The following is a 9,100-nucleotide window of genomic DNA, read 5'->3' as shown; positions in this document are numbered from 1 at the left end:
GAATTCCCCCTTTAAAACAAGCCTTTTTGATCTTATTTGAGAAAAAAAGGCTTGTTTTTTTCTTTGGAAATTAAAGTTATCAAAAAACGATAGTTTTTCAGTGGCCTCAGCGAAGTGACGAGGAGGCTCACCGGGCACCCCACAGGACGCGGAGTGTATTCAGGCTGCGGGTTTATATCCACCATTCCTTAAATGAATTGCCTCACATAATAAAATACCCAGACACTATAAAAACAAGTAGTGGCTGGGCATTGTTTATGGTTATTTTTTCTTTTTTTCTTGAAGTGGTTCGATAATGACTTTTTGAATCAGCAGGTGCAGGACGGAGATGATGATAGAGGCTAGCATCGCTGTTCCAAAGCCTTCAATCACAAACGAATCTCCCATAATCCCCTGAGTGATCATTAACGTAATCGCGTTGATCACGAATAAAAACAAACCAAGGGTTAACACTGTTACTGGCAAGGTTAAAATGATTAAAATCGGCCTCACGATCACATTCAATATTGATAAGATGAAACTTGCGATCAGTGCTGCTGTAATACTTTCTAAATGAAACGTATCAATATAACCTGCCACAACAATAAGGATGATGCTGTTTACTACGAGACTTGCAATCCACCTCATTAGCGAATAACATCCGTATCATTTGGTACAACAAATATCCACACTAAGTAAACTAAAAGGAATGTACCAAAGCTAAAAATTAAACCGAGTACGAAGATCACTCGCAGTAATGAGGCATCTATACCTAAATAATCTGAAAGCCCTCCGATCACGCCGCCTAACATTCGATTGGATCGGGAGCGAGTTAAACGTTTCAAATGAATTCCTCCTTAAAGTGGCTTTATATGAACAGAGCCTGTTTTCGTTTCTGCAAAAACATGCAGCTTCTTTTCCTTCCCTTGATTTGTTTTGAAGCGTAAATATTTCTGAACCACTTCGTTCTTTTCTTTTACAATATTCATATTTGGAATCGCACAATCAAATCCACCTAGGTTTGATTTCAATTCACCTTCTATGTCTCTTGCTGTTGACGTAAGAATGTCAATATTCCCAGCAGTGGTTTTCACTTCTAGCGTATGACATTTCTCACCAGGTAACTCACAAATAATATTTCCATTAAAGCTTTGAATATCTAGCTTCTCATATTCCCCATCGACTCGAATCGTTCCATTAATGGTTTCAACCTCACATGCCTGACTTTGGCTATCCTTCAAATTGATATGTCCATTTGCTGTTTCTAACTCCATATCTGTTGCTGATAGCTTCCCGAATGTAATTGACCCATTGGCTGATTTCGCTTTTAATGAGGCTACTTGTAAATTCTCCCCACTGATTGGTCCATTGAACATTCTCATCTTAACCTGTTCAAATTGAACGCTAGGCACATAAATTTTCGCATTCACCTTCATTTGCTTCTTTTGAACTGAGAATTTCAGCTTATTCCCCTCAATCGAGAATAAACATTCTTGTAAAAATGCTTCTCTTGCACTTTCTACTGTTTCTACCTTATAGACTTTTGCCGTACATTCCACACGAACATCATTTTCACTCCATGGAATAAGTTCAATGCTTCCATTTGCAACATCCAGCTCTAAATTTCGCACAGATACATCTGAATGTTGGAAAATATGATTCATTTCAATCCCTGGACCAAAATTAAAATCTAAATCTAAGTCCTTAATTTTCTTCACTGCTGAATCAAGGAAATCGGTCAGCTTTGATTTGACAGACGATTGCTTATAATAATGTGTTTTATATTCATCTTGTGTTTGTTGTTGTTCTTCATAATCAACCATTGTTGATAGCTCATGAGCCATCTGTTCAGGTTCATTCGTTGTCCCTTTTTTCTGATCTTCTAATGCTTCTAATAATGTAAGTGCCTCATTTGCTGATAGGTTTCCTTCTTCAACAAGCTTCAAAATTCGTTTGCGTTCTTCAATCATTTTTCATTCTCCTCTCACATTTTAAAAAATTGTTATATTAGCACTTTAATTCCTTTTACTACATTCCAAATGACAACGATGATATTTACAAGACCAAACAACAAAGCGACACCAATAAATCCAAATTCTAAATGCCCTGTTTGGCTAAAGCTAAAGAACATAATAATAAATAATGGAATCGTAAGTAATGGAATCAAATGAGATAAAAAAGCTTTCTTTGCATGATTCTTTACTTCTCTCTCTGGAACGATAAAATAAACGGCAATCGGAAAAATAAACCCTGCAAAAAATACACTAAAATAGCATAATGATGAAATCAACCTATTCGTATCCACTCAATCACTCCTTATACCTACATATACGTAAAAACAAGACTTATGGTTTCACTTCGGTTTTAGAGTTTTATCGATTTCTACTCTCAGTTTTTTTAAACAAACGTTTATTTAAAAAATCTAACCCCTTGATACACCTGGAATCTGAAGCTAAACAAACGTTTGATTAAACTTTTCACCCTCTTCTTATGTACTCATTATATCGAAATCATCCGTCTAGGAAATCGACCACCAGAATGATTTTCAACTACGCCTCAAGTCTTAGTCTTATACAAAAAGGACTGCCCCACCTTAAGCCTTTTAGCTTTAAGTTTGAACAGTCCTTTTAAAGGAACACTTATGTTTGGTTTGCGAGAATGAATTCAAGATCCTCGATGATTTCATTTACAGTAGCATATTCTTGGTCTAATTGGAGCATTTTCCTTATACATCTTTTGAGCTCGGGGCTTATTGTTAATTCTTCTTCCCAGCTTCGTTCCTTCCTTGAAGTAACCTGATAGCTAGAATATAAAAGAAATAGAATAAAGTTCCCTAAAGCATAAAAATCACTTTTTACAGAGGGCTCTCTATATAACCTTTTTGCAAGAGATGTAGGAACCTTTGAAATTAGGTCCCCCTCATCGGCAAAAATGGCCAAACCAAAATCGATGATGATGATCTGATCTCCATGAAATAAGATATTGGGTAAACGTAAATCTCTATGAACGATGTTCCTGTGATGTAAATGCTCTACTACTCTAAGCACCTTTAACAGAATTTGAATGCTTTCAACCTCACTATATTCATTTCCTTCATACATAACAAGCTCTTCAAAATTCTTTCCTGCTTTATGTTCCATCACAAGATAATATTTTTGATCAACTTGAAAGTAATCAACTAATGCTGGAGTGTTCGAGAGGTTTAAACTCTTTAACATTCGTGCTTCTCTTACAAGTAGTTCTTTATTTTGTGCTCTTTTACGATTTCTAAGCTGTTTTACAATCACGGACTCACCCCTAAGCTCGTCCGTTGCTTCATAAACCAAACCATAACTACCTTTTCCGATATATTGTTTGATTTGATAACGATTGTTAAGGGTGAATCCGTTGTTAAGTGGTATTTCTAGCCACTCGCTGACCTTACGAAATAGCATCGATTAGCTGCTACTATAGGATCTGCTGAAGAACCCACTTGATTTATACTTTTTCTTATAATATTTATGTCCATATTTAGACGGGTGCCCGTAATGCTTGTGTCTTTTTCCACGGCTACTTGAGTAATAGCGGCGTTGAGACTTACTGTTCATTAGGCTTTTTAAGATATTTTTCAGCATGGTCTTTCCTCATTTCCACGTTTTAGCTTTTTTGTATAGGCTGTTTTCGTATATATTGTTGCTTTTGATACCGCAGTCGGAATACACTTCGCGTCCTGCGGGTGACCAGGGAGTCTACGTGTATTCCGACTGCTAAAGATTCCATATCCAGTGTTTTGATCATATAAACAATAAATTCAAATAAAACCGCCTTGTTTTACTATCGCTTCTTTTTCTTCAATCAAGTCTTTCATTCTCTTTCGATCGCGTTCCAAGATTGGTTTTAAGTAGGTGCCTGTGTGTGATGCTTTTACTTTCACGACCTCTTCTGGTGTACCTGCTGCAACAATTTGACCACCCTTGTCTCCACCTTCTGGTCCAAGGTCGATGAGGTGATCGGCTGCTTTAATGACATCTAAATTATGTTCAATTACTAGCACTGTATCACCATTATCTACAAGACGTTGTAACACCTTAAGTAGTCGAGAAATATCATCAACATGAAGTCCAGTTGTTGGCTCATCTAGAATATATAATGACTTACCAGTTGATCTTCTGTGAAGCTCTGAGGCTAGTTTTACACGCTGTGCTTCTCCTCCAGAAAGAGTTGTCGCAGGTTGTCCAAGAGTAATATAACCTAAGCCTACATCTAAAATCGTTTGTAGCTTTCGACTAATCTTAGGAATGTTTTCAAAGAATGAGACCGCATGCTCGACTGTCATCCCTAAAATATCTGAGATGTTTTTGTCTTTATATTTCACTTCAAGCGTTTCACGATTGTATCGCTTTCCATGACATACTTCACACGGAACATAGACATCCGGTAAAAAGTGCATTTCAATTTTTATGATTCCATCTCCACGACAGGCCTCACAGCGGCCACCTTTCACATTAAAGCTGAAACGGCCTTTTTTATAGCCACGTACCTTTGCTTCATTCGTTGCTGCAAACACATCGCGAATATCATCGAATACTCCTGTATATGTGGCAGGATTAGATCTAGGTGTTCGTCCGATTGGTGATTGATCGATATCAATGACCTTTTCTAAATGCTCGATTCCCTTCACTTCTTTATGGGAGCCTGGTTTACTTTTTGCCTTGTGTAGCTTTTGCGCTAATGCTTTATGTAAGATCCCATTTATCAATGTACTTTTCCCTGACCCTGAGACTCCGGTAACAGCAATAAAGATACCCAATGGAATTTTGACAGAGACATTTTTAAGATTATTTTCATTTGCTCCCTTTATTTCAATGAAACGTCCATCTGGCTGACGTCGTTCAATTGGAAGTGGAATGAACTTTTTCCCAGATAGATACTGTCCTGTTAATGAATTTTCATCTGCCATCACTTCTGTGGGTGTTCCAGCTGAAACGACCATTCCACCATGGACGCCCGCACCAGGACCGATATCCAGTAAATAGTCTGCAGCCATCATCGTATCTTCATCATGTTCAACGACAATTAATGTATTTCCAATATCACGCATCTTTTGAAGAGTTGCAATCAGTCGATCATTATCACGTTGATGAAGTCCAATGGAAGGCTCATCAAGGATATAGAGGACACCGGTTAAGCGAGAACCAATTTGTGTCGCTAAACGTATTCGTTGTGCCTCCCCACCTGACAATGTACCAGCTGCACGACTTAAGGTTAAATAATCTAGACCTACGTTGACCAAGAATCCAAGACGTTCCTTAATTTCTCGGAAAATCATATTAGCAATCTTCATTTCTTTTTCCGTTAATTCAATCGAAGTAAAGAAATCAAGTGCTTCATTGATTGATAAAGCCGTTAAATGACCGATATGCTTTCCAGAAATTAAAACTGCTAGAGTTTCCTTCTTTAATCGATTCCCTTTACAAGTCGGGCAAGCTTGTTCTGCCATGTATTTTTCCATTTGTTCACGGATATAGTCTGAGCTTGTTTCTTTGTAACGTCTTTCTACATTTGAAATAACACCTTCGAAGATGATGAAATTTTCACGCACCTGGCCAAAATCATTTTCATAGCGGAAATAGATTTGCTCGCTATCACTTCCGTATAAAATTTTGTCCATTAAATGCTTCGGAATATCTTTAACTGGCATGCTCATATCAATTCCATAATGGTCACAGACTGCTTCAAGTAATTGTGGATAATATTGAGAGCTAGTTGGCTCCCATGGAACAATCGCATGCTCCTTCAATGATAAGTCCCAGTTTGGTATGACTAGCTCTTCGTCTACTTCTAACTTTGAACCAAGACCATCACAATCAGGGCATGCACCAAATGGACTGTTGAATGAGAACATTCTTGGCTCAAGCTCACCAATTGAGAAGCCACAATGAGGGCAGGCATGTAATTCACTGAAAAGGAGCTCCTCTTCGCCCATGACATCGATGACGACCTTTCCTTGACCAAGCTTAAGTGCAGCTTCTAAGGAATCTGCTAAACGTGATGCTACACCATCCTTGACAACAATTCGGTCAATGACAACTTCAAGATTATGTTTTTTATTCTTTTCTAATTCAATATCCTCTGAAAGCTCTCGCATTTCCCCATTTACACGAATACGGACATAGCCTTGCTTCTTTATGTCTTCAAGCACCTTCACATGTGTTCCCTTCCGACCAGAGACAACAGGTGCTAGCACTTGTAGCTTTGTTCGTTCAGGGTACTCAAGAATTCGGTCGACCATTTGCTCGATTGTTTGCGAGGTGATCTCGATTTTATGAATTGGACATGTTGGACGCCCTACTCTAGCAAATAACAGACGCAAGTAATCATAAACTTCAGTCACTGTTCCAACGGTTGAACGTGGATTACGACTTGTTGTTTTTTGGTCAATTGAGATGGCTGGAGAAAGGCCTTCAATTGCATCGACATCAGGCTTATCCATTTGTCCAAGAAATTGTCTTGCATAGGCAGAAAGTGATTCAACATATCTTCGTTGCCCTTCAGCATAGATGGTATCAAACGCAAGGGATGACTTTCCTGAGCCAGATAGTCCAGTCAGAACTACTAGCTTGTCTCTAGGAATTGTCACATCAATATTCTTTAAATTATGTGCTCGAGCACCTTTGACGATAATCCGTTCCATTGCCATTCTTTTGTCATCCTTCCGCTTTTAACTCTAAAATTAAATCTCTTAGTTCTGCTGCACGTTCAAAGTTTAGCGCCTTCGCTGACTCTTTCATTTCAAGTTCCATTTCAGCAATGACTTTTTCACGTTCTTTCTTCGTTAAGCCAGTAAGCTTTGGTGCTGCTTCATAATCCTCCACATCTTCAGCAGCATGTGTTGCACGAATAATGTCACGAATGCCCTTTTGAATGGTTTGTGGGGTAATTCCATGCACCCGGTTGTACTCTTCTTGAGTTGCTCGGCGACGCTTCGTTTCATTAATTGCTATTTCCATCGATTTTGTGATTTTGTCAGCATACATAATGACTTGTCCGTTGGCATTACGTGCCGCACGTCCGATGGTTTGAATAAGTGATCGTTCAGATCGGAGGAAGCCTTCTTTATCTGCATCCAAAATCGCCACAAGTGACACTTCGGGAATATCAAGACCTTCTCTTAATAAGTTAATTCCGATGAGAACGTCATATTTACCAATTCTTAAGTCTCTTATAATCTCAATTCGTTCTAAGGTTTTTATTTCAGAATGAAGATAATTAACCTTAATACCAATATCCTTTAGATAATTGGTCAAATCCTCAGACATTTTTTTCGTTAAGGTGGTGATTAAGACACGTTCGTTCTTCTCCACTCTTGCTTGTATTTCACCAATTAGGTCATCAATTTGACCTTGAATTGGTCGTACATCAATCGGAGGATCTAACAATCCAGTTGGACGAATGATCTGCTCAACGACCTCTGGTGTACGTTCAAGCTCATATGGTCCTGGTGTTGCTGAAACATAGACAATTTGGTTAATATGCTTCTCAAATTCTTCAAACCGAAGTGGTCTATTATCCATCGCAGAAGGAAGTCTGAATCCATGATCAACAAGGACCTGCTTCCGAGCTTGGTCACCATTAAACATTCCACGGATTTGCGGAATCGTTACATGCGACTCATCGATAACAATTAAGAAATCCTTTGGAAAGAAGTCCATTAAAGTATATGGAGTGACGCCAGCCTCTCTTAATGTAAGATGACGAGAATAGTTTTCGATTCCTGAGCAGAAGCCCATTTCTCTCATCATTTCTAAATCATAATTTGTACGTTGTTCTAATCGCTGTGCTTCTAGTAACTTTCCTTTATCTCGTAGCTCTTCAAGTCTTTCTTCAAGCTCCGCTTCAATATTTTTCAGAGCGACCTGCACCTTTTCCTCACGAGTTACGAAGTGGGAAGCTGGGTAAATGGCTACATGCTCTCGTTCACCGATGATCTCACCTGTTAACGCATCAATTTCACGTATCCGGTCAATTTCATCACCGAAGAATTCAACACGAATACAATGTTCATCTCTTGATGCTGGGAAAATCTCGACAACATCTCCACGAACTCTAAATGTCCCACGACGGAAATCAATATCATTTCGCTCGTATTGAACATCGACAAGTTTATGTAGAAGTTGATTACGTTCAAGCTCCATTCCGACTCGTAACGAAACGACTAATTCCTTATATTCCTCCGGAGATCCTAAACCATAGATACACGATACACTTGCAATAATAATGACATCTCTTCGTTCAAAAAGAGAAGAGGTTGCCGAGTGACGTAACTTGTCTATTTCATCGTTAACACTAGAGTCCTTTTCGATGAAGGTATCAGATTGTGGAACATAAGCTTCTGGCTGATAGTAATCATAGTAGCTGACGAAATATTCGACTGCATTATTTGGGAAGAATTCTTTGAATTCACTATATAGTTGTCCTGCTAATGTTTTGTTATGGGCGATGATGAGTGTTGGACGGTTAATTTCTTTGATAACGTTTGAAATCGTGAAGGTTTTCCCTGTACCTGTTGCACCTAAAAGAGTTTGATGTTTTTTTCCTTGCTTGATGCCTTCTAGTAATTGTTCAATTGCTCGTGGCTGATCTCCCTGTGGTGAATATTTTGAGACTAACTCAAATTGTTCGCTCACATCCAAGCCTCCATTCAAGAATTAATATGTATGTAAAATCGGTGTAGAATTTAATATCTATGGGACATTTTCTTAGTAGATATTGTCCATTATTGCCTGATTTGGACGGTTATTAACAAAGCTTTGGCTATATTTCTATCTAGATTATTGTGATGGTAACCGGAGCCTGAATACCTAAACATCTATTAGTAAACATATTGTACCACAATTATACATGATATCTCCAAAAATACGAACTGGTGTTTTGTTATTTTTTTGATAGCTGTTTATTTATAAATTTTTGCTATTAAAGCCGCAGCCTGAATACACTCCGCGTCCTGTGGGGACTCACGTATCCCACGGGAGTCTTGAGTGTATTCAGACTGCTAGAAATCTCACTTGTAATAATTCAAATTAAAAACAACAAACTTTAAGAAAACAGCCTTTTAGCAAGAAAAGAAGACTCCTGAATAAGA

General features: G+C 38.3%; 7 protein-coding genes. All 7 read right to left on the bottom strand.

Going from position 1 to position 9,100, the window contains the following annotated elements:
• Positions 1–261 precede the first annotated feature (261 nt).
• The 7 genes from F7888_RS21390 to uvrB all read right to left on the bottom strand — a co-directional run bounded on the left by F7888_RS21390 (position 262) and on the right by uvrB (position 8,645).
• Positions 262–627 carry a phage holin family protein gene (locus tag F7888_RS21390; RefSeq protein ID WP_191783276.1) on the bottom strand — a complete coding sequence of 122 codons (366 nt, stop codon included), beginning with the start codon at positions 625–627 and terminating at the stop codon, positions 262–264.
• Complete coding sequence (locus tag F7888_RS21385; protein ID WP_191783274.1) at positions 627–824, bottom strand: PspC domain-containing protein; 198 nt, start codon at positions 822–824, stop codon at positions 627–629. Before F7888_RS21385 ends, F7888_RS21390 begins: the two co-directional genes overlap by 1 nt.
• A 12-nt stretch (positions 825–836) precedes the next feature.
• Positions 837–1,949 carry a DUF4097 family beta strand repeat-containing protein gene (locus tag F7888_RS21380; RefSeq protein WP_191783272.1) on the bottom strand — a complete coding sequence of 371 codons (1,113 nt, stop codon included), beginning with the start codon at positions 1,947–1,949 and terminating at the stop codon, positions 837–839.
• A gap of 32 nt (positions 1,950–1,981) precedes the next feature.
• Complete coding sequence (locus F7888_RS21375) at positions 1,982–2,284, bottom strand: magnetosome magnetite crystal formation protein family (protein ID WP_191783269.1); 303 nt, start codon at positions 2,282–2,284, stop codon at positions 1,982–1,984.
• Between the two features lie 334 nt (positions 2,285–2,618).
• On the bottom strand, positions 2,619–3,413 hold the full coding sequence (locus F7888_RS21370; RefSeq protein WP_191783267.1) for a serine/threonine protein kinase: 795 nt from the start codon (positions 3,411–3,413) through the stop codon (positions 2,619–2,621).
• Positions 3,414–3,769: 356 nt separating this feature from the next.
• Positions 3,770–6,658 carry an excinuclease ABC subunit UvrA gene (gene uvrA / locus F7888_RS21365; RefSeq protein ID WP_191783265.1) on the bottom strand — a complete coding sequence of 963 codons (2,889 nt, stop codon included), beginning with the start codon at positions 6,656–6,658 and terminating at the stop codon, positions 3,770–3,772.
• A gap of 7 nt (positions 6,659–6,665) precedes the next feature.
• Entirely contained in the window at positions 6,666–8,645 is a 1,980-nt protein-coding gene (gene uvrB / locus F7888_RS21360) for an excinuclease ABC subunit UvrB (protein WP_191783263.1), read from the bottom strand.
• Between the last annotated feature and the right edge of the window lie 455 nt (positions 8,646–9,100).

It is taken from the genome of Litchfieldia stipae, assembly GCF_014837155.1.
Classification (GTDB): domain Bacteria; phylum Bacillota; class Bacilli; order Bacillales; family Bacillaceae_L; genus Litchfieldia.
This window is presented reverse-complemented; position numbering and strand designations above follow the sequence as displayed.

What these genes read in the sequence shown, in the direction of transcription:
- F7888_RS21390 (WP_191783276.1), bottom strand. Translation starts at nt 627, where the DNA reads ATGAGGTGGATTGCAAGTCTCGTAGTAAACAGCATCATCCTTATTGTT.
- F7888_RS21380 (WP_191783272.1), bottom strand. Translation starts at nt 1,949, where the DNA reads ATGATTGAAGAACGCAAACGAATTTTGAAGCTTGTTGAAGAAGGAAAC.
- F7888_RS21370 (WP_191783267.1), bottom strand. Translation starts at nt 3,413, where the DNA reads ATGCTATTTCGTAAGGTCAGCGAGTGGCTAGAAATACCACTTAACAAC.
- uvrA (WP_191783265.1), bottom strand. Translation starts at nt 6,658, where the DNA reads ATGGCAATGGAACGGATTATCGTCAAAGGTGCTCGAGCACATAATTTA.